18 protein-coding genes and 1 pseudogene are annotated in these 19,240 nt (G+C 66.7%); 8 read left to right on the top strand and 11 right to left on the bottom strand.

Annotated elements, in window-relative coordinates; all coding sequences use genetic code 11:
• Positions 1 to 230 precede the first annotated feature (230 nt).
• The 11 genes and pseudogenes from sugE to U5782_RS06545 all read right to left on the bottom strand — a co-directional run bounded on the left by sugE (position 231) and on the right by U5782_RS06545 (position 11,568).
• A complete protein-coding gene (sugE, locus tag U5782_RS06595; protein ID WP_322043007.1) occupies positions 231 to 551 on the bottom strand; it encodes a quaternary ammonium compound efflux SMR transporter SugE in 321 nt (106 codons plus the stop codon).
• 102 nt (positions 552 to 653) lie between these two features.
• Positions 654 to 1,352: a two-component system response regulator KdpE gene (gene kdpE / locus U5782_RS06590; protein ID WP_322043006.1), complete on the bottom strand. Its 699-nt coding sequence runs from the start codon at positions 1,350 to 1,352 to the stop codon at positions 654 to 656.
• Positions 1,345 to 4,227: a sensor histidine kinase KdpD gene (locus tag U5782_RS06585; protein WP_322043005.1), complete on the bottom strand. Its 2,883-nt coding sequence runs from the start codon at positions 4,225 to 4,227 to the stop codon at positions 1,345 to 1,347. The genes kdpE and U5782_RS06585 overlap by 8 nt, the downstream gene beginning before the upstream one ends.
• Before the next feature lie 140 nt (positions 4,228 to 4,367).
• On the bottom strand, positions 4,368 to 4,946 hold the full coding sequence (gene kdpC, locus U5782_RS06580; protein WP_322043004.1) for a potassium-transporting ATPase subunit KdpC: 579 nt from the start codon (positions 4,944 to 4,946) through the stop codon (positions 4,368 to 4,370).
• A 31-nt stretch (positions 4,947 to 4,977) separates the two neighbouring features.
• Entirely contained in the window at positions 4,978 to 7,062 is a 2,085-nt protein-coding gene (gene kdpB / locus U5782_RS06575) for a potassium-transporting ATPase subunit KdpB (RefSeq protein ID WP_322043003.1), read from the bottom strand.
• A gap of 16 nt (positions 7,063 to 7,078) precedes the next feature.
• Positions 7,079 to 8,884, bottom strand: a complete 1,806-nt coding sequence (kdpA, locus tag U5782_RS06570) for a potassium-transporting ATPase subunit KdpA (protein ID WP_322043002.1) — start codon at positions 8,882 to 8,884, stop codon at positions 7,079 to 7,081.
• Positions 8,881 to 8,973, bottom strand: coding sequence for a potassium-transporting ATPase subunit F (locus tag U5782_RS06565; RefSeq protein WP_322043001.1), 93 nt, complete (start codon positions 8,971 to 8,973; stop codon positions 8,881 to 8,883). Before U5782_RS06565 ends, kdpA begins: the two co-directional genes overlap by 4 nt.
• Positions 8,974 to 9,026: 53 nt before the next feature.
• A pseudogene (locus U5782_RS06560) lies at positions 9,027 to 9,119 on the bottom strand (potassium ABC transporter ATPase); the annotation flags it as partial.
• Positions 9,120 to 9,305: 186 nt separating this feature from the next.
• Complete coding sequence (locus U5782_RS06555) at positions 9,306 to 10,280, bottom strand: quinone oxidoreductase (RefSeq protein ID WP_322043000.1); 975 nt, start codon at positions 10,278 to 10,280, stop codon at positions 9,306 to 9,308.
• Between the two features lie 46 nt (positions 10,281 to 10,326).
• Complete coding sequence (locus tag U5782_RS06550) at positions 10,327 to 10,716, bottom strand: methylglyoxal synthase (protein WP_322042999.1); 390 nt, start codon at positions 10,714 to 10,716, stop codon at positions 10,327 to 10,329.
• Between the two features lie 72 nt (positions 10,717 to 10,788).
• A complete protein-coding gene (locus tag U5782_RS06545; protein WP_322042998.1) occupies positions 10,789 to 11,568 on the bottom strand; it encodes an SDR family oxidoreductase in 780 nt (259 codons plus the stop codon).
• A 415-nt stretch (positions 11,569 to 11,983) separates the two neighbouring features.
• Here U5782_RS06545 and upp point away from each other — a divergent pair, with 415 nt between their 5' ends.
• The 8 genes from upp to U5782_RS06505 all read left to right on the top strand — a co-directional run bounded on the left by upp (position 11,984) and on the right by U5782_RS06505 (position 19,236).
• Complete coding sequence (gene upp, locus U5782_RS06540; protein WP_027819625.1) at positions 11,984 to 12,634, top strand: uracil phosphoribosyltransferase; 651 nt, start codon at positions 11,984 to 11,986, stop codon at positions 12,632 to 12,634.
• A 557-nt stretch (positions 12,635 to 13,191) separates the two neighbouring features.
• The gene (locus tag U5782_RS06535) at positions 13,192 to 13,920 is read left to right on the top strand and encodes a YebC/PmpR family DNA-binding transcriptional regulator (protein WP_322042997.1); all 729 of its coding nucleotides are present in this window, start codon (positions 13,192 to 13,194) and stop codon (positions 13,918 to 13,920) included.
• A gap of 151 nt (positions 13,921 to 14,071) precedes the next feature.
• Positions 14,072 to 15,346 (top strand): phosphoribosylamine--glycine ligase, encoded by a 1,275-nt coding sequence (gene purD / locus U5782_RS06530; protein ID WP_322042996.1) that lies wholly within the window; start codon positions 14,072 to 14,074, stop codon positions 15,344 to 15,346.
• A gap of 366 nt (positions 15,347 to 15,712) precedes the next feature.
• Positions 15,713 to 16,666 carry an oxygen-dependent coproporphyrinogen oxidase gene (gene hemF, locus U5782_RS06525; protein ID WP_322042995.1) on the top strand — a complete coding sequence of 318 codons (954 nt, stop codon included), beginning with the start codon at positions 15,713 to 15,715 and terminating at the stop codon, positions 16,664 to 16,666.
• Between the two features lie 4 nt (positions 16,667 to 16,670).
• Entirely contained in the window at positions 16,671 to 17,411 is a 741-nt protein-coding gene (locus U5782_RS06520) for a nicotinate-nucleotide adenylyltransferase (RefSeq protein ID WP_322042994.1), read from the top strand.
• A 2-nt stretch (positions 17,412 to 17,413) separates the two neighbouring features.
• Positions 17,414 to 17,884, top strand: a complete 471-nt coding sequence (rsfS, locus tag U5782_RS06515; RefSeq protein WP_322042993.1) for a ribosome silencing factor — start codon at positions 17,414 to 17,416, stop codon at positions 17,882 to 17,884.
• A gap of 61 nt (positions 17,885 to 17,945) precedes the next feature.
• Complete coding sequence (gene rlmH / locus U5782_RS06510; protein ID WP_103701478.1) at positions 17,946 to 18,416, top strand: 23S rRNA (pseudouridine(1915)-N(3))-methyltransferase RlmH; 471 nt, start codon at positions 17,946 to 17,948, stop codon at positions 18,414 to 18,416.
• A 196-nt stretch (positions 18,417 to 18,612) separates the two neighbouring features.
• Positions 18,613 to 19,236 (top strand): Maf family protein, encoded by a 624-nt coding sequence (locus U5782_RS06505; RefSeq protein WP_322042992.1) that lies wholly within the window; start codon positions 18,613 to 18,615, stop codon positions 19,234 to 19,236.
• Positions 19,237 to 19,240 lie beyond the last annotated feature (4 nt).

The raw sequence follows: 19,240 nt of genomic DNA, 5'->3' as shown, positions 1-19,240 counted from the left end.
ACAAACAGACGGCGGCGCTCGCGGCGTCCGCGGCGCTTGAGTGTTATCGGGTGTGATCGGGTATGACGGGTGTTGACCGTCTCATTATAGCCACGCCCGCTGCGCCGCCGCAGGGCGGTTTTGCCCTTGTGCTGCGCCCGCGCCACGTTTGACAGCGGACAAAACGCACGAAAATGCGCGCTGGATCACCTGGGCGCTCGCGGCCTCCGCCCGAACGTCGTGCAAGCGGCTCAGGCGGCAGACGAGAGCTTGAGTCCGATGAGGCCCGCCACGATCAACCCGGCGCTGAGCACACGGGCAACGCTCACGGCTTCGCCCATCACGACGATGCCAAGCACGAACGCGCCCACCGCGCCAATACCGGTCCAGACCGCATACGCGGTGCCCAGCGGCAACTGGCGCATCGCGAGCGCGAGCAGCCAGAAACTGCCGAGCGCCGTCACGACGGTGAAGACCGAGGGCCAGAGTCGCGAAAAACCTTCGGAGGACTTGAGACCGGTGGCCCACGCTACTTCGAGCAGGCCAGCAATGAGGAGATAAAACCAGGGCATGAGGAACGCTCCATTCGAAAAATGGGGCCGTCCCCGAAAAAAGAAAAAGCGCAAGGCCGTCCTTACGCTTTTGTAAGTATAGCAAACCGATCCACGGCCGGCTTATTGCACGCCCACCAGCCGATACCCCACCCCGGTCTCGGTGACGATGTGCTCGGGCTGTGCGGGATCGCGCTCCAGTTTCTGGCGCAGATGCGCCATATAGATGCGCAAATAATGGCTGCTTTCGACATGCGACGGGCCCCAGACCTCGCGCAGCAGTTGCCGGTGCGTCAATACACGGCCCGAATCGCGCACCAGCGTCGCGAGCAGCCGGTATTCGATCGGCGTGAGGTGCACGGCAGCGCCCTCGCGCGTCACCTGACGCAGCCCCAGATCGACGGTTACAGCGCCAAAGCTCACCTGCGGCGCTTCGTTCGCCCCGCCGCGGTTGCGGCGGCGCAAATGGGCACGGATGCGGGCTAGCAACTCCGACACGCCAAACGGTTTGGTCAGGTAATCGTCGGCGCCCGCATCGAGCGCGGCCACCTTCTCGCTCTCCTGGGTGCGTGCCGACAGCACGATCACCGGCAGATCGCTCCAGCCGCGCAGCTCGCGGATCACGTCGAGGCCGTCCGTATCGGGCAGCCCCAGATCGACGATGACGAGATCGGGCTTGCGCGTGGCCGCTTCCACCAGCCCTTGCTTGCCGGTTTCGGCGTCGTAGACAGCAATGCCCTCGCCTTCCAGCGAGGCGCGCACGAAGCGGCGGATCTGCTTTTCGTCTTCGATCAGGACAACGGAGAGACTCGGGTCACTCATGGGCGGCATTCGAATCGAGGGGTTTGACTGGGGCGCCGTGCGGATCGTCCATGTGTTCGTCATGACCAGCGGCTTCCGGATCATCAACGGGCAGCGGCGGCGGCTCTTCCACGGGGAGCGCGAACCAGAACGACGCGCCTTCCACACAGCCATCGGCGCTCAGTCGATTGGACGCGCCGATTGTACCGCCGTGCGCCTCCACGATCGCCCGGCAGATCGCGAGTCCAAGGCCGATGCCGGGCTTGGCCGATTCCTTCTCGCCGCGCGTGAACTTCTCGAACACGCGCTCGCCCATGCCCGGCGGCAAGCCCGGCCCTCGATCGTCGATGCTCACGCGCACGAAAGGTTGTCCGCCCTCCACCACGCGCCGCGCGGCGATCGTGAGCGGCGTATCGAGCGGCGTGTATTTCGCGGCGTTTTCCAGCAGATTCGAGAACAGGCGCTCCATCAACACCGCGTCGAGCTGCAACAGCGGCAAGCCGTCTTCGAGCTTCACCTGCACCGGATGACGCGCAAGCACGCGACGGCACGCGGCCAGCGCCGCACCGACGGTTTCCTCCAGCAGCGTCCACTGGCGGTTGAGCTTGAGGCTGCCCGCCTGCAGCCGCGCCATGTCGAGCAGATTCGTGACGATGCCGGTCATGCGCAGCGCCTCGTCGTGGATCGCCTCGATCAGCTCGCCCGAGCGCTCGTTCTGCGGATCGTGCGCGCTGGTGCTCGGCTCGTGCGTCTGCGCAAGCATCGACGAAAAGCCGACGATGGCCGTGAGCGGCGTGCGCAGATCGTGCGAGATCGCGGAAAGCAGCGAGTTGCGCAACCGTTCGGACTCCATGTTGACGAGCGCGTCGCGCGCGATCTCCACGTAGTGCACGCGTTCGAGCGCAAGCGCGATCTGCGCGGCGAAGGCGTCGAGCATGCGCTGCTGCTCGGGCACCTGCAATTCGCGCGCGTCGCGCGTGACCACGGCCAGCACGCCGCGCGTGCGCATCGGCGCCTTCAGCGGCAGATAACGCGCCGCCGCCGCGGGCAACGTGTCGGTGCCGTGGCCCGCTGGCTTCTGCTGGTCGTAGACCCACTGGCCCACGTCGATGTCGAGGTGCGAAGCGTCGAGCATGATCTGCGGATCGGGGTCCTCGATCTTCTGCTGGACCTTGTCGGCGCTATCGGGCAAGAGGATCGCCACGCGCGCGCCGAACACCTCGCTCACATGACGGCTGCCGATCGCCACGATCTGCTCGGTCGCAAGCGCCGCGGCCAGTTCGCGCGCCATCGCATACATCGCACCGGTGCGCTGTTCGCGCCGCTGCGCGACGCTCGCCTCGCGGCGCAGGCTCGAAGTGAGATGGCTGATGACGAGCGAAGTCAGCAGCATGCCCACGAAGGTCAGCAGATATTGCGTGTCGCTGACCGAAAACGACAGGCGCGGCGGCACGAAGAAGAAGTCGTAAGCGGCCACGCTGGCGAACGAGAGCAGCACGCCGGGACCGCGCCCGAGCTTCGTCGCCGTGAAGATCACGCCGAGCAGATAGAGCATCACCAGGTTGGTGAGTGCGATGCGCTCGTTCAGCTCGTTCGCGAGCAAGGTGATGCAGGCGCAGATCACGAGCGCGGCCACGTAAGCACGCGGCGGCGAGCGCTGCGCGCCGCCCTGCCCGATGGCGATGCGCCAGGCGTTGGCCGCGCGCGCGGCGGCCGAGCCGCCCTCGAACGCTTCACGGCCATTTAGCCGGTCGATCTCGTTGCCGCTCGCGCGCACCAGCGTCAGATCGGCATCGCCGGCCTTTTCCGCCAGACGCTCGCCGAACGGCCGCTGCAACCAGCGCGAAAAGCCCGAGCGCAGCGAGGCGCCCGCCACCAGTTTCGACACATTGCGCAGCCGCGCATAGCCTGCGAGCGTGACGGCAGCATCCTCGCCCGCGAGCGTCGAGGTTTCCGCACCCAGTTCGGCGGCGAGCTTGAGCGCACCGAGCGTGCGCTCGCGGATCGCGTCGGGCAGGCGCTGAAGCTTCGGCGTCTCCACATAAACGGCGATCCAGTCCGCCTTGAGGCTGGCCGCGAGCCGCGCCGCCGCGCGCACGAGCGCGGGCGCCTCGGGACCTGGGCCGACGCACACCAGCAGCCGCTCGCGCGCCTGCCAGACGTGCTGGATCGAGCGATCGGCACGGTACTCGTGCATCTGCGCATCGACGCGATCGGCGGTGCGGCGCAACGCGAGTTCGCGCAGGGCGATCAGATTGCCTTTGCGGAAGAAGTTGCGCACCGCGCGCTCGGCCTGGGCGGGCAGATAGACCTTGCCGTCGCGCATGCGATCGAGCAGTTCCTCGGCGGGCAGGTCGACCAGGGTGACTTCGTCGGCGCCGTCGAACACGCGGTCGGGCACGGTCTCCCAGACGCGGATGCCGGTGATCTGCCCCACCACGTCGTTGAGGCTTTCGAGGTGCTGGACGTTGACCGTGGTGTAGACGTCGATGCCCGCGTCGAGCAGTTCGTAGACATCCTGCCAGCGCTTCATGTGACGCGCGCCCGGCACGTTCGAATGTGCGAGTTCGTCGACGAGCACGAGCTGCGGCTTGCGCGCGAGCGTGGCGTCGAGATCGAATTCGTCGAGCACACGCCCGCGATACGCCAGCCGCTGACGCGGCAGGACGTCGAGCCCGTTCGTGAGCGCGGCGGTCTCGCTGCGCCCGTGCGTTTCGACGATGCCGACCACCACGTCCACGCCTTCGTCGGCGCGGCGGCGCGCGGCCTGCAACATCGCGTAAGTCTTGCCGACGCCCGCCGAGGCGCCAAAGAAAATCTTCAGCTTGCCGCGGCGGCGTTTTTCTTCCTCGCGCTGGAGGCGGTCGAGGAGCTCGTCGGGATCGGGACGGTTCATGCGGCTTGGGCGGGGGGTGTTCGCGTTCAGGACAAGAAGGGCAGCAGCCACGACGATCGTCTCACCGTGGCGCGGAATTGGCAAACCGCACGCCGCGCAGGCGGCGTGCGGTGCGCTCGCATCGAATCAAACCGAAGCGCTCAGCTCACCTGCTTGCCGTCGAGCGCCAGATTCAACTCCAGCACATTCACACGCGGCTCGCCGAAGAGGCCAAACTGGCGGCCCTTCGTATAACGATCCACGAGCGCCTGCACATCGTTCACGTTCAGATTGCGCGCCTTCGCGACGCGCGCGACCTGGTACGCGGCGGCGGCCGGCGAGATCTCGGGGTCGAGCCCGCTGGCCGACGAGGTCACGAGATCGGCGGGGATCGGCTGCGAGACATCGGTGCCCGCGGCCTTCAGGGCGTCGATACGGCCTTTGACTTCATCGGCGAGCGCCGGGTTGGTCGGCCCGAGATTCGAGCCGCCCGAGCCTTGCGCGTTGTACGGCATCGGCGACGTGGCCGAGAGGCGGCCCCAGAAGTACTGGGGCGCGTCGAACTGCTGGCCGATCAGCTCGCTGCCCACGACCTTGCCATCCACTTCGACGAGGCTGCCGTTGACCTGGCGATGAAACACCGCCTGGCCGAACGCCGTCATCACGGCGGGATAGACGAGACCGGTGATCGCCGCGAGCACGGCGAAGAGCACGATCAGAGGACGAAACTGCGCTTTCATATGCATTCCTGTCGAAAATCGGACCGAGGGATCAAACCCAGCCGAACGCGGCCAGCACCATGTCGATCAGCTTGATGCATGGGAATGGCAGCAGAATGCCGCCCAAGCCATAGACCAGCAGATTGCGGCGCAAGAGCGTCGCCGCGCCGAGCGGCCGGTACTTCACGCCCTTGAGCGCGAGCGGAATCAGCATCACGATGATGAGCGCGTTGAAGATCACCGCCGAGAGGATCGCCGACGCCGGCGACGTCAGATGCATGACGTCGAGCACACGCAGTTGCGGATACGTCGAAGCGAACGCGGCCGGAATGATCGCGAAGTACTTGGCGACGTCGTTGGCGATCGAGAAGGTCGTGAGCGAGCCGCGCGTCATCAGCATCTGCTTGCCGATCTCGACGATCTCGATGAGCTTGGTCGGGTTCGAATCGAGGTCGACCATGTTGCCCGCTTCCTTCGCGGCCTGGGTGCCCGTGTTCATCGCCACCGCCACGTCGGCCTGCGCGAGCGCCGGGGCGTCGTTGGTGCCGTCGCCCGTCATCGCGACGAGCTTGCCTTGCGCCTGGTGCTCGCGAATGGTCGCGAGCTTGGTTTCGGGCGTGGCCTGGGCGAGGAAGTCGTCCACGCCCGCTTCGGCGGCGATCGCAGCGGCGGTCAGGCGGTTGTCGCCCGTCACCATCACGGTCTTGATGCCCATCTTGCGCAGCTCGGCGAAGCGCTCCTTGATGCCGCCCTTCACCACGTCCTTCAACTCGATCACGCCGAGCACGCGGGCCACGCCTTCGTGCATTTCCGCCACCACGAGCGGCGTGCTGCCGCGCCGCGCAACCTCGTCCACGGCCGTATCGACTTCGGCGGGAAAGCGGCCATTGTGTTGCGCGACGTAGTGCTTGACCGCGTCGGCCGCACCCTTGCGGATCTCGCGACCCGGCATGTCCACGCCGCTCATGCGCGTCTGCGCGCTGAAAGCGAGGAACACCGCGTGCAGCGCCGCCATATCGCGCTGGCGAATGTTGAAGCGCTGCTTGGCGAGCACGACGATGCTGCGCCCTTCCGGCGTTTCGTCGGCGAGCGACGCCAGTTGCGCGGCGTCGGCGAGCACTTCCTCGCTCACGCCGGGCGCGGCTACGAAGGCGGACGCCTGACGGTTGCCGAGCGTGATCGTGCCGGTCTTGTCGAGCAGCAGCACGTCCACGTCGCCCGCCGCTTCCACGGCACGACCCGAGGTGGCGATCACATTGGCCTGCATCATGCGGCTCATGCCCGCCACGCCGATCGCCGAGAGCAGCCCGCCGATGGTGGTCGGAATCAGGCACACGAGCAGCGCGGTGAGCGCGGTGATCGTGACCACGTGGCCCATCTTCGCGGCTTCGACCGAGAACATCGAGAACGGCAGCAGCGTGGCGGTCGCCATCAGCAGCACGATCGACAGCGCGACCAGCAGGATCGTCAGCGCGATTTCGTTGGGCGTCTTCTGGCGCTTGGCGCCTTCGACCATCGCGATCATGCGGTCAAGGAAAGCCTCGCCCGGATTGGCCGTCACCCGCACGACGATCCAGTCGGACAGCACGCGCGTGCCGCCCGTCACCGAAGAAAAGTCGCCGCCCGACTCGCGGATCACCGGCGCCGATTCGCCCGTGATGGCCGATTCGTCCACCGACGCCACGCCGTCGACCACCTCGCCGTCGGCGGGGATCACGTCGCCGGTCTCGACCAGCACCACGTCGCCGCGACGCAATTCGGTGGCCGTCGTGATGCGGATCGGCGACTTCGGATGCGGCTCGTTGAGCTTCTTGGCCATCACGTCGCGCTTGGCCTGACGCAGCGAAGCCGCCTGCGCCTTCGAGCGGCCTTCAGCGAGCGCTTCGGCGAAGTTCGCGAACAGCACCGTGAACCACAGCCACAGCGCGACCGCGAGAATGAAGCCCGCGGGTGCTTCGGCCTGGCCCATCAGCGCCGCGATCCAGAGGATCGTCGTGAGCACGCTGCCCACGTAGACGCAGAACATCACCGGATTGCGCAACTGGGTGCGCGGCGTGAGTTTCCTGAACGAATCCACGATGGCCGGACGCAGCAGCGCCGGATCGAACATGGACCGTGTTGCACTATGTTGTGTCATTTGATGAAGTCCCGGTTCAATGCACGCCCAGCATGATCAGATGCTCGACGCCTGGTCCCAGCGCGAGCGCGGGCACATAGGTGAGCGCGCCCACCAGCAGCACCGTGCCGAGCAGCAGCACCACGAAGAGCGGGCCGTGCGTGGGCAGCGTGCCGCCCGTGACGGCGATGCGCTTCTTGCTCGCGAGCGATCCGGCGATGGCGAGCACCGGCACGATGGTGCCGAAGCGGCCAAACCACATCGCCACGCCCAGCAGCCAGTTGTAGAACGGCGTGCTGACCGTGAGGCCCGCGAACGCGCTGCCGTTGTTATTGGCGGCCGAACTGAACGCGTAGAGGATTTCGGAGAAGCCATGCGCGCCCGGATTGGCGATACCGGCCTTGCCCGCGTCGGAGAGCACGGCGATCGAGGTGCCGAGCAACACCAGCAGCGGCGTGAGCAGGACGACGATCGACACCATCTTCATTTCGAACGATTCGATCTTCTTGCCCACGTATTCCGGCGTGCGGCCAATCATCAGACCGGCGACGAACACCGCCAGCAACGCGAACACGAGCATGCCGTACAGACCCGAGCCCACCCCGCCGAAGATCACTTCGCCCAACTGGATGAAGAGCATGGGCACGAGGCCGCCGATCGGCGTGAGCGAATCGTGCATGCCGTTGACCGCGCCGCACGAGGCCGCCGTGGTGGCCACGACGAAGATGCCCGTCTGCGCAATGCCGAAGCGCGTTTCCTTGCCTTCCATGTTGCCGCCGGCCTGCAAGGCGCTGGCGTGCTGATCGACGTTGAGCGACGTGAGCATCGGATTGCCTGCCTGCTCCGCCGACAGTTCGACGCCCACCGCCACGGCAAACGCAATCGTCATCACCGCGAGCACTGCCACACCCTGCCTGCGATCGCCCACCATGCCGCCGAACACGAGGCACAGCGCCGCCGGAATAATCAGGATCGCCAACATTTCGACATAGTTCGAGAACGGCGTCGGGTTCTCGTACGGATGTGCGGAGTTCGCATTGAAGAAGCCGCCACCGTTGGTGCCGAGCATCTTGATCGCTTCCTGCGAGGCGACCGGGCCCATGGCGAGCGTCTGCGTCGTCACCTTGGTGTCGACCGTAACGGCATTGCCCTTCGCGTCCTTGACCGGATTGCCCTGGGCGTCCAGCTTCGGCGCCGCGTAGGTCGTGGTTTGCAGCGTGGGCACGTCCTGATAGGACTTGAAGTTCTGGATCATGCCCTGGCTCATCAGCAAGCCTGCGACGAGCGCCGACATCGGCACGAGCACATAGAGCGTGGTGCGCGTGAGATCGACCCAGAAGTTGCCGATGGTCTGCACCGAATGGCGGGCGAAGCCACGGATCAGCGCGATGACCACCACGATGCCCGTCGCCGCGGAGAGGAAGTTCTGCACGGTCAAGCCAAGCATCTGCGTGAGGTAGCTCACCGTCTGCTCGGGCGAGTAATCCTGCCAGTTCGTGTTGGTCACGAAACTCACGGCCGTGTTGAACGCGCCGTCCGGCGTCATCGCGCCGAATTGTTGCGGGTTGCCCGGCAGCCATCCTTGCACGCGCAACAGCAGGTAGAGAAAGAGCGCGCCGAACACGTTGAACGAGATGGTGGCGAACGCATAGTGCTTCCAGCTCATCTCGGCGTTCGGATCGACGCCCGCGATGCGGTACAGCAGATTCTCGACGGGCGCGAAGAGACGCACGACGCGCGAGCGCCCATCGAGCACCCGCGAGAGATAGCCCGCCACCGGCACCGCCAGCGCGAGCAGGACGACGATGAAAACGCCGGTCTGTAGCAGATTGTTGGTGTTCATTCGATATCCTCCGCGCGCAGCAGCGCATGGACGAGATAGACGAACAGCAACAGCGTCGCCGTCCCCGACAGCCAGAAGATCCAGGTCATGAGCGCGCTCCCGTTAGGGACTGGGCGTCCCGATACTGGGCGTCCCGATCGGCGCGGCGAAACTGCATGAGCTTCTCGCAGCCCGCGATCAACGCGTAAGCGAGCGCGGCGAAAGCCGCCAGCCCCCCGATATACAGCACATCCATTGTCGTTTTCTCCATTACGGATGACGGATGGCGGTAAGGTACGTTTTATCGCGTTAATTCCGGATCAAAGCTTGGGGTGGGCGTATAAAAAAGGTGTAAACGACGCGCAGCGAGGCGCCAATGAAAAGGGCGCACATGACTGGCATGCGCGCCCCTGGTTTGCAGCTTCCGCGATATCGCCGCGATTTACGGCATGAGGATCGTCGACCCCGTGGTGCGTCGCGCTTCGAGATCGGCATGCGCCTGGCCCACGTCCTGCAATGCGTAGCGCTGATTGATCGACGTCTTCACCTTGCCCGAGGCGATCACCTCGAACAGTTCCGCCGACATCGCCTCGTAGTCGCTGCGTTTGGCGATATACGAGAACAGCGTCGGGCGCGTAAAGAACAGCGAGCCGCGGCCCGAGAATTCCGACGAATCGATCGGCGGCAGCGGCCCCGATGCGTTGCCGAAGCTCACGAACATGCCCAGCGGCGCGAGGCAGTCGAGCGACTTCATATACGTGTCCTTGCCGATCGAGTCGTACACCACGGGCACGCCCGCGCCCTGGGTGATCTCGCGCACGCGCGCCGTGAAGTCCTCGCGCGTGTAGACGATCGGATGGTCGCAGCCGTGCGCCTTCGCAATCTCGGCCTTCTCGTCCGAGCCGACCGTGCCGATCACGGTCGCGCCCAGCGCCTTGGCCCATTGGCAGACGATCAGGCCCACGCCGCCCGCGGCCGCCTGGATCAGGATCGTGTCGCCGGCCTTCACGCGATAGGTGCGACGCAGCAGATATTGCGCGGTGAGCCCCTGGAGCATGACCGACGCGGCCTGCTCGTCGCTGATCGAGTCGGGCAGGCGGATCACCTGGTCCGCGCGCAGCACGCGCTCCTGCGCATACGCGCCCGGCGGGCGGCCAACGTAAGCCACGCGCTCGCCCGGCTTCACGCTCGTCACGCCCGGGCCCACGGCCACGACCTCGCCCGCCGCTTCCATGCCGAGCCCGGCGGGCAGCGGCTGCGGATAGAGGCCGGTGCGAAAGTACACGTCGATGTAGTTGAGCCCGCACGCGCTCTGCTTCACGCGGATCTCGCCGTCACCCGGTTCGCCCACTTCGACATCGACCCACTTCATTACTTCGGGGCCGCCGGGCTGTTCGTATCGGATTGCCTTGGTCATCGTGTCTCTTCCAGTCAGGGATGGAGTGGCGATCTGAGGCACGCGCTCAGATCACGTCCTTCATACGCAGCGTCAGCACGTCGAGAATCATGCGCGCCGTCGAGATATTGGTCGCGCACGGCACGTCGTGCACGTCGCAGGCGCGCACGAGCGCGTTGATGTCGGGTTCGTGCGGCTGCGGCGTCATCGGGTCGCGCAAAAAGATCACCACGTCGACATTGCCTTCGGCCAGTTGCGCGCCGATCTGCAAGTCGCCGCCATGCGGACCCGAAAGCATGCGCTCGACCTTGAGGCCGTGCGCGGCCTCGATGCGCCCGCCGGTCGTGCCGGTCGCGAGCAGGTCGCAGCGGCGCAACGTATCGACGTATTCGCCGGTGAGCCTGACGATGTCGTCCTTCTTGTGATCGTGCGCGATCAGTGCGACGCGGGTGGGCATGGGTTCGGCTCCTGGCTACGGTTGGGTTGATTCGGTTGCATCGGCTGAGGCAACGGTTTGCATCCTGGCACGTCAGTAGGTGCCGGGATAGGCGCCGCCGTCGATGAGCCAGTTCTGACCGGTGATATAGCCCGCATGCACGCTGCACAGGAACGCACAGGCGCGGCCGAACTCCTCGGGCGTGCCAAGGCGCCCAGCCGGGATCGACTTCATGCGGCGCGCGCGCGCTTCGTCCAGCGACAGATGGCTTCGCTCGGCCTGCGCGACGATGGTGGCCTGGATGCGATCGGTGTCGAACACGCCGGGCAGCAGGCTATTGATCGTCACGCCCGTGCTCGCGACCTGGCGCGCCACGCCTGCGACGAAGCCGGTGAGGCCCGAGCGCGCGCCGTTCGACAGGCCCAGCACGTCGATCGGCGCCTTCACCGACGAACTCGTGATGTTGACGATGCGGCCGAAGCCGCGCGCGATCATGCCGTCGATGGTCGCCTGGATCAGCTCGATCGGCGTGAGCATGTTGGCGTCGAGCGCGGCGAGCCACTTTTCGCGCGTATAGGTGCGGAAGTCGCCCGGCGGCGGGCCGCCCGCGTTGTTGACGAGGATGTCCGGCGACGGACACGCAGCGAGCGCCGCCGCACGGCCCTCTGGCGTGGTGATGTCGCACGCCACGGCCTTGACTTCGACGCCCGTCGTCGCGCGGATGTGCGCGGCGGTTTCCTCGAGCGTGCTCAGCGTGCGCGCGGCGATCGTCACGTTCACGCCTTCGGCCGCGAGCGCCTCGGCGCAGCCGCGCCCCAATCCCTTGCTGGCCGCGCACACCAGCGCGGTGCGTCCTGCGATGCCCATGTCCATCGTGTTCTTCCTCGTCACTCGCGTGACAGTTTGATAACAGCGTGAAAGCGGAAGTCGGCCGCGGTTGGCCCGTAGCGAGCCAGCTTGACCACTCGTCCCCGTCCGATTTTTGCGATTCTAGAAGAATCGGCCGATGCGCGTGGGACGCGGATTCGCTCCTGCCCCCTCTCCCGATCGGCTGGCATCGCCGCCCGCGCCCGAGCGCAGTTCCTGGATCGGTTCCCGCGCGCATCCCGTATACTTGCGGCTGTAGCGCGGTCCCGCGCTGCCGCGAGCCGCGCCGGATGCGTCATCTGGCCGCCAGCCGCGCGCGCCGGGCCGCGTTCGCCGTGCGCCGCGCCGCCCGTTTCAGGTGCAGCGCGACGCCGGCCCAACCCATTCCCCCGATATTTCTTGCAGCCTTGTGCGCCCCGCCATGAAACAGGACAGCCGCTTTCCGAATCTCTTCATCCTCGATCACCCGCTGATCCAGCACAAGCTCACCCATATGCGCGACAAGGACACGTCCACGCGCACGTTCCGCGAGCTGCTGCGCGAAATCACGCTGCTGATGGGCTATGAAATCACGCGCGACCTGCCGGTCGCGTCGCGCCGCGTGCAGACGCCGCTCGTCGAGGTCGACGCGCCCGTGATCGCGGGCAAGAAGCTCGCCATCGTGCCGGTGCTGCGCGCGGGCGTGGGCATGTCCGACGGCCTGCTGGAGCTGGTGCCGTCGGCACGCGTGGGTCACATTGGCGTGTATCGCGCCGACGATCACCGCCCGGTCGAATACCTCGTGCGCCTGCCCGATCTGGAAGACCGCACCTTCATCCTGTGCGATCCGATGGTCGCCACGGGCTACTCGGCCGCGCACGCCATCGACGTGCTCAAGCGCCGCGGCGTGCCCGGCGATCGCATCCTGTTCCTCGCGCTGGTGGCCGCCCCCGAAGGCGTGGACGTGTTCCAGAAGGCGCATCCGGACGTCAAACTCTACGTGGCTTCGCTCGACTCGCACCTGGACGGGCATGCCTACATCATCCCGGGTCTGGGCGACGCGGGCGACCGCCTGTTCGGCACCAAGAACTAAGCTCGCCCAGGCGAGCGCAAGCGGCCCGGCCTCCACGGCCGGCGCCGCTCGCCTGCGCGGCGCCCCCGGCGCGCGCGGTGTCCACCGCCTCACGCCGCCCCCTTCCCCGTTTTCACCGGGCCACCCGCCCGCAGGAATCTCCCGGACGGCCCAGGCCAGAGGGTTGCGGCGTGATAAAATTCAGGTCCACCTGAGGATCGTGACGGTCCGAGGGCGGCCTGGCCTTGGGCTCACCACGGAACGCAGCGCAGCATGGCGTGCCGGATTGGGCGTCCCTCACGGGTCTGGGCTTGCCCCTCGCGCGCGCCGTTTGGCCGGCACCTCGCAGCACGCCACGCACCGCCGCGCGAGCGGCCCCGCAGCGGCCCGTTGCTGCATCCCTGCCCCAACACGGCCCCAGGCGGACAGACACTCGAAGACATTGAGGCCGCATGGCGCGCACGCGTTCCATGCCGCGCCCGGTCATCGTATTGAGCACGATATAGCGCACTGCGGCATCGACACCGCGGCATCGACAATTGCACCATGCACGCAACACGCGTGCGACGGAGAAAGGTATGGCGGGTCATTCGAAATGGGCCAACATCAAGCACAAGAAGGCAGCTGCTGACGCGAAGCGCGGCAAGGTCTGGACGCGGCTCATCAAGGAAATCCAGGTGGCGGCGCGCATGGGCGGCGGAGAAGTCGACTCGAACCCGCGCCTGCGCCTGGCCGTGGACAAGGCCTATGACGCCAACATGCCCAAGGACAACATCAACCGCGCGATCCAGCGCGGCGTGGGCGGCGTCGATGGCGCGAACTACGAAGAAATCCGTTACGAAGGCTACGGCATCGGCGGCGCGGCCGTCATCGTCGACACGATGACCGACAACCGCACCCGCACGGTCGCGGAAGTGCGCCACGCGTTCTCGAAGTTCGGCGGCAACATGGGCACGGACGGCTCGGTCGCGTTCCTGTTCGATCACGTCGGCCAGTTCGTGTTCGCGCCGGGCACCTCGGAAGACGATCTCATGAACGCCGCGCTCGAAGCCGGCGCCGACGACGTCGTGACCAACGAAGACGGTTCGATCGAAGTGGTTTGCCCGCCGTTCGAATTCCAGAAGGTCAAGGACGCGCTCGAAGCCGCGGGCTTCAAGGCGGAAATGGCCGAAGTCACGATGAAGCCGCAGACGGAAGTCGAATTCACGGGCGACGACGCCGTGAAGATGCAGAAGCTGCTCGACGCGCTCGAAAACCTGGACGATGTCCAGGAGGTGTACTCCAACGCGTCGATCGCCGACGAATAACGGCATCGGCGCGGCGCCGCGGGCTTGGGTCCCGGGGCGCTCCGGCGGCGCGCACAGGCTTCACGCCCGCGCCCGCCCGCAACGCTTTTCACGGCTGGCGCATCGTGCGCCAGCCGCAACTGTTTCTGGTTCAGGTCTTTCGGGGATTCTCATGAAGTTACTCGTCGTCGGTTCAGGCGGCCGTGAACATGCACTGGCGTGGAAGCTCGCCCAGGCGCAGCGCGTCCAGCTCGTCTACGTCGCACCGGGCAACGGCGGCACCGCGCAGGACGAGCGGCTCGCCAACGTCGACATCACGGACATCAACGAGCTCGCCGATTTCGCCGAGCGCGAGCAGGTGGCCTTCACCGTGGTCGGCCCGGAAGCGCCGCTTGCCGCGGGCATCGTCAACGTGTTCCGCTCGCGTGGCCTGAAGGTGTTCGGCCCCACGAAGGAAGCCGCGCAGCTCGAAAGCTCGAAGGATTTCGCCAAGGCGTTCATGAAGCGCCATAACATCCCGACCGCCGCCTACGAAACCTTCTCCGACGCCACGGCTGCCCACGCCTACGTCGAGAAGAACGGCGCGCCGATCGTGATCAAGGCCGACGGCCTCGCCGCGGGCAAGGGCGTGGTCGTGGCGATGACGCTGGAAGAAGCGCATCAGGCGATCGACTCGATGCTGGCCGACAACAAGCTCGGCGATGCCGGCGCGCGTGTCGTGATCGAGGAATTCCTCGCTGGCGAAGAAGCGAGCTTCATCGTCATGGTCGACGGCAAGCACGTGCTGGCGCTGGCGTCGAGCCAGGACCACAAGCGCCTCCAGGACGCCGATCAGGGCCCGAACACGGGCGGCATGGGCGCTTACTCGCCCGCCCCCATCGTCACGCCGCAGCTGCACGCGCGCGTGATGCGCGAAATCATCCTGCCGACCGTGGCGGGCATGGAGAAGGAAGGCATTCGCTTCACGGGCTTCCTGTACGCCGGTCTGATGATCGACGCGCAGGGCAATCCGAAGACGCTCGAATTCAACTGCCGCATGGGCGACCCGGAAACGCAGCCGATCATGGCGCGCCTGAAGGGCGACTTCTCGAAGGTGTTCGAGCACGCCATCGCCGGCACGCTGGATCAGGTCGAGCTGGAATGGGACCGCCGCACCGCGCTGGGCGTGGTGCTGGCCGCGTACAACTACCCGGAAACGCCGCGCAAGGGCGATCGCATCAGCGACATCCCGGCGGAAACGGCCGATTCGGTCACGTTCCATGCGGGCACGCAGTTCGTCGACGGCAAGCTCGTCACCTCGGGCGGCCGCGTGCTGTGCGTGGTGGGTCTCGCCGATTCGGTGCGCAGCGCGCAGAACGTCGCGTATGAAACGGTGAACCGCATCTCGTTCGATGGCATGCAGTATCGCCACGACATCGGCTACCGCGCCGCGGGACGCAAGCAGTAACGCAGTCCGGGCGCGGCTTCGATACCGATCCGATACCGTTTCGATATCGAAGCCGCGCCCGGCTCGCGGTGTGCCCATGTGGCTTGAACACAGGACGCATGGGCACGCCGCGCGGACCGACGGCGATCCGTCGGTACCCCAGATGCAGTCGCGCGCGTCATCCGTCCCCTTCCAGGATCGACGGGACGGCGCTCACGGGGCCGCAACCGCGCAGATCGGCGTAAACTCGATAAACCCGTCAGGCAGTACAACGGGCCACGTCGACGCCTTGCCCGCCGCGACGGCCGCACCGCGCGCGATCTGCACTTTCCGAATCCGAACGCAATCCTGGCGCTGCCGGCTTTGAGCCTCGCCCGCCCATCATCGATGACCGAAACGATTCAAACCGGCGTGGCGCCCGACAGCGCGACGCATGACAGCACTGCCGTGCGCAGCTGGCTTTCGGGCCTGCAGACGCAGATCGCCGACGCGCTCGGCGCCTTCGACGGCACGCCCTTCGCCACCGACACGTGGCAGCGCGCGCCCGGCGAGAAGCTGCGCGGCGGCGGCTGCACGCGCATCCTCGAGAACGGCCAGTTCTTCGAGCGCGGCGGCATTGGCTTTTCGGACGTGCAGGGCGACGCCCTGCCGCCCTCGGCCACGGCCGCGCGCCCCGAACTCAACGGCCGCGGCTTCGAGGCAATGGGTGTCTCGCTCGTGCTGCACCCGCGCAATCCGTATTGCCCGACCGTGCACATGAACGTGCGCCTGCTGATGGCGACCAAGGCCGGCGAAGCGCCCGTGTTCTGGTTCGGCGGCGGTATGGATCTGACGCCGTATTACGGTTTCGAGGAAGACGCGCAGCACTTCCACCGGGTCTGCCGCGACGCGCTCGCGCCCTATGGCGACGAGCTCTATCCGCGCTTCAAGCAATGGTGCGACGAGTACTTCTTCCTCAAGCACCGCAACGAAGCGCGCGGCGTGGGCGGCATCTTCTTCGACGACTACGCCGCGGGCGGCTTCGAGCAGGCTTTCGCGATGGTGCGCAGCGTCGGCGAAGGCTTTCTCAAGGCCTATCTGCCGATCATCGAACAACGCCGCGCCATGCCTTATGGCGAAGCCGAGCGCGAATTCCAGGCGTACCGGCGCGGCCGCTACGTCGAGTTCAACCTCGTCTGGGACCGTGGCACGCATTTCGGCCTGCAAAGCGGCGGACGTACCGAGTCGATCCTCATGTCGATGCCGCCGGGCGCAAGCTGGCGCTACGACTGGCAGCCGCAGGCGGGCACGCCGGAAGCGCGCCTTTACAGCGACTTCCTGCCCGTACGCGACTGGGTCTGACACCGTGACGAAGCTCTCGATCACCCCGGACGCACCCGCCCTCGCGCGCCGTGTCGGCCTGCTGGGCGGCACGTTCGATCCGATCCACGAAGGCCATCTGGCGCTCGCGCGCCATTTTGCCCGCGTGCTCGATCTGACCGAAGTGATCCTGCTGCCCGCCGGCCAGCCCTGGCAAAAGCCCGAGGTAAGCGCGGCCGGGCATCGGCTCGCCATGACGCGCCTCGCCGCGGCCACGCTGGCGCTGCCGGGCGTCACGGTCACGGTCGACGCCGACGAAATCGAACACGACGGCCCCACCTACACGGTGGAGACGCTGCGCCGCTGGCGTGCGAAGAGCGAAAGCAACGCACAGGCCGCGCTGACGCTGCTGATGGGCGCGGATCAGTTGCTGCATCTGGATTCGTGGCACGAATGGCGCGAGCTGTTCGCGCTCGCGCATCTGGGCGTGGCGAGCCGCCCCGGTTTCGACTTTGCCGCGCTGCCGCCCGAAGTGGGCGCCGCCGTGGCCGAGCGCCGCGCCGACGCCGCCACGCTTGGCTCCACGCGCTGCGGCCATCTGCTGATCGACGAGACGCTCGCGCTCGACGTGTCCGCCACCGAAATCCGCCAGGCTATCGGTCTGACGGGCACGAAAGGTACGGCGGACGCACAAACAACGACACCCGGCGGCCCGGCCGCCGGCAAGCTTCCCGCAGCAGTGCGGGACTATATCCATCAACATCATTTGTACAGGCACCACGGGTAAATATGGACATCCGCAAACTCCAACGCGCAATCGTCGACGGTCTCGAAGACGTCAAGGCACAAGACATCCGCGTCTTCAACACGAGCCACCTCACCGAGCTGTTCGATCGCGTGATCGTCGCGAGCGGCACCTCGAACCGCCAGACCAAGGCGCTCGCCTCCAGCGTGCGCGAGAAGGTCAAGGAAGCCGGCGGCGACATCATCAGCACCGAAGGCGATGACATCGGCGAATGGGTGCTGGTGGATTGCGGCGACGCGGTCGTCCACATCCTGCAACCCGCGCTGCGTCAGTACTACAACCTCGAAGAAATCTGGGGCGACAAGCCGGTGCGCGTGAAGCTCGCGGCCAACACGGGCTTCGTGGGCGCACGCCCGAGCGAACCGATGGACGACGAGGACGAAGACGAAGGCGAAGCACCGGTCGCGGCGAAAAAGCCCGCGCGCAAGACGGCTGCGCGCAAGAGCGCGAAGTAAGCGCCTTGTCTCGAGCTATCTCGCGCTATCTCACGATCACGTACACGTTGCGTCTGGCACCATGAAACTGCATATCGTCGCCGTCGGCCACAAGATGCCGGACTGGATCGCCGAGGGCTTCGAGGAGTACACGAAGCGCATGCCGCCCGAGCTGCGCATCGAGCTGCGCGAGGTGAAACCCGAGCAGCGCTCCTCGGGCCGTTCCGCCGAGAGCGTGATGGCCGCCGAGCGCACGCGCATCGAAGCGGCGCTGCCGAAGAACGCGCGCATCGTCGCGCTCGACGAACGTGGCAAGGACTGGACCACGATGCAGCTCGCCCAGGCATTGCCGGGCTGGCAGCAGGACGGGCGCGACGTGGCGTTCCTGATCGGCGGCGCGGACGGGCTCGATCCTCAGCTCAAGGCACGCGCCGACACGCTGCTGCGCCTCTCCTCCCTGACCCTGCCTCACGCGATGGTGCGCGTGCTGCTCGCCGAGCAGCTTTACCGCGCCTGGACCATCACGCAGAATCACCCCTATCATCGCGTTTGAATTGCGTTGAATAGCGATTAAAGCGGTGCGCCTGACGCGCGTACCGGGCCATGCGCGCCGCATCTGCCGCGCGTCGGCCCGGTTCGGCGTGACGCGCGCGCGGCGCTTCAGTGCCTGATGCCCAACAGGTGCCAGGCCCGCACGCGCTTCAGGCGCTCATCCGATCTCCGCCTCATCAAGACGTCAACACGCCCCGATGACCACCTCCGCGACTTATCCGTTCGTCTATCTCGCCTCGCAGAGCCCGCGCCGCCAGGAACTGTTGCAACAGCTCGGCGTGCGCTTCGAACTGCTGCTGCCGCGTCCCGACGAAGACGCCGAAGCGCTCGAAGCGGTGCTGCCCGGCGAAACCGCCGCCGTCTACGTCGAGCGCGTCTGCGCCGCCAAGGCCGACGCCGCGCGCGCCCGGCTCGTGGCGGGCGCGCATGCGCACGCGCCGATCCTGACCGCCGACACCACGGTGAGCATCGACGGCCACATCCTCGGCAAGCCGCACGACGCCGCCGACGCCTACGCCATGCTCGAACGCCTCGCGGGCCGCGAGCACGAAGTGCTCACGGCCGTGGCCGTCGTCAACGCCGAAGGCGTGTGCCTGCCCGTCGCGGTCTCGCGCTCGCACGTGCGCTTCGCAGCCGCCCTGCCTGCCGCCATCGCGCAATACGTAGCGAGCAAGGAACCGTTCGGCAAGGCCGGCGCCTACGGCATCCAGGGCCGCGCCGCCGAATTCATCGAGCGAATCGACGGGTCCTATTCGGGTATCATGGGTTTGCCACTTTTTGAAACGGCCGCCCTTCTGCGCGCCGCGAGCATCGACTTCTAAAACA

The sequence above is a fragment of the Paraburkholderia sp. J67 genome, from assembly GCF_905220265.1.
Taxonomy (GTDB): Bacteria; Pseudomonadota; Gammaproteobacteria; order Burkholderiales; family Burkholderiaceae; genus Paraburkholderia.
The sequence above is the reverse complement of the archived record's forward strand: the minus strand, read 5'-3'. Positions and strand labels throughout refer to the sequence as shown.